The organism is Faecalibacterium sp. An77 (assembly GCF_002161315.1).
GTDB lineage: Bacteria > Bacillota > Clostridia > Oscillospirales > Ruminococcaceae > Faecalibacterium.
This window is the reverse complement of sequence record NZ_NFHK01000099.1, coordinates 1-1,040: the sequence shown is the minus strand read 5'-3', so window position 1 is coordinate 1,040 and position 1,040 is coordinate 1. Positions and strand designations below refer to the sequence as shown.

The following is a 1,040-nucleotide window of genomic DNA, read 5'->3' as shown; positions in this document are numbered from 1 at the left end:
ATTTTGGACCATAGCTTCTCGATCGGATTGAAATCGGGACTATAAGGCGGCAAATAGAGTATCTGTGCTCCTGCCTGAGCAATCATCTGTGCAATCCCTGGCCCGTGGTGGGCAGCCAGATTGTCCATCACCACGATATCTCCCGGATTCAGTTCAGGAAGCAAAGTTTCCTGCACATACTGCTGAAACTTTGACCGAGTTGTTCCGCCTGGATAGCTTGTTTGCGCAATCACTTTGTTTACCCGAATCGCCGAAAGCAAGGTAGTTGCTCTTGGCCTGGTAAGCGGAGCATGGTCAACGACTCGTTTGCCTCCTACAGCACGGCCATACCGGCGTATCATCCCAAGATTGACACCGCTCTCGTCCAGAAAGACCAAATGGTCAATCGGAAGATTTGACCTGAGTTCCTTCCAATGAAGCCGCTTTGCTTTCACGTCGGGAGCGCTCCTGTTCTGAGGCATGAACGCTTTTCTTTTTGACCCGGTAACCCAGCTTTATAACAGCCTTACGGACTGTTTCCTCACATACGTTCAGATGAAGTCTCTCCTTGATTTCACGGATGGAAAGATCAGGCTGTTTGTTTATCATCTCGTTGACCGCATCCAGGTCTTGCCGGGTCAGCTTAGCCTTGCGGCCCCTTTGATTGACACGAAGATCTACGCTGCCGGTCTGTTTCATCGTAAGCGCTCCATAATCCCCCGTGAGGGATAAACAAAAGAGCTCCCATAAGGAGCTCAAATCAGTTAAAATTATTTGAGTTTGCAATACTCGGGAAGGCTTTCAGCCCAAGGGAGCAGCGGAACCAGTTGTTCCTCGGTAGGATTTTCGCCCAGTTTGGGCAGCTCCTGCAGCAGGAACAGTAGGTAACCAAAGGGATCCAGACCATTGTGCTTGGCTGTCTCGATCACACTGAAACATAGGGCACTGGCATCGGCACCCTTTGCAGTGTCACAGAACAGAAAATTCTTTCGCGCCATCACGAAAGGTTTCACCGTGCGTTCGGCAAGATTATTGGTCAGTTCCAGGCGGCCGTCCAGAAG

3 protein-coding genes are annotated in these 1,040 nt (G+C 50.5%); all 3 read right to left on the bottom strand.

Going from position 1 to position 1,040, the window contains the following annotated elements; genetic code table 11:
* Positions 1-434: transposase (locus B5G28_RS14200; protein ID WP_162612616.1), on the bottom strand; the 434-nt coding region annotated here is incomplete at its 3' end.
* Positions 382-678: a hypothetical protein gene (locus B5G28_RS14625; RefSeq protein ID WP_144265581.1), complete on the bottom strand. Its 297-nt coding sequence runs from the start codon at positions 676-678 to the stop codon at positions 382-384. The genes B5G28_RS14200 and B5G28_RS14625, both read right to left, overlap by 53 nt.
* A 71-nt stretch (positions 679-749) precedes the next feature.
* On the bottom strand, positions 750-1,040 hold a 291-nt coding region (locus tag B5G28_RS14190), incomplete at its 5' end, for a transposase (RefSeq protein WP_144265580.1).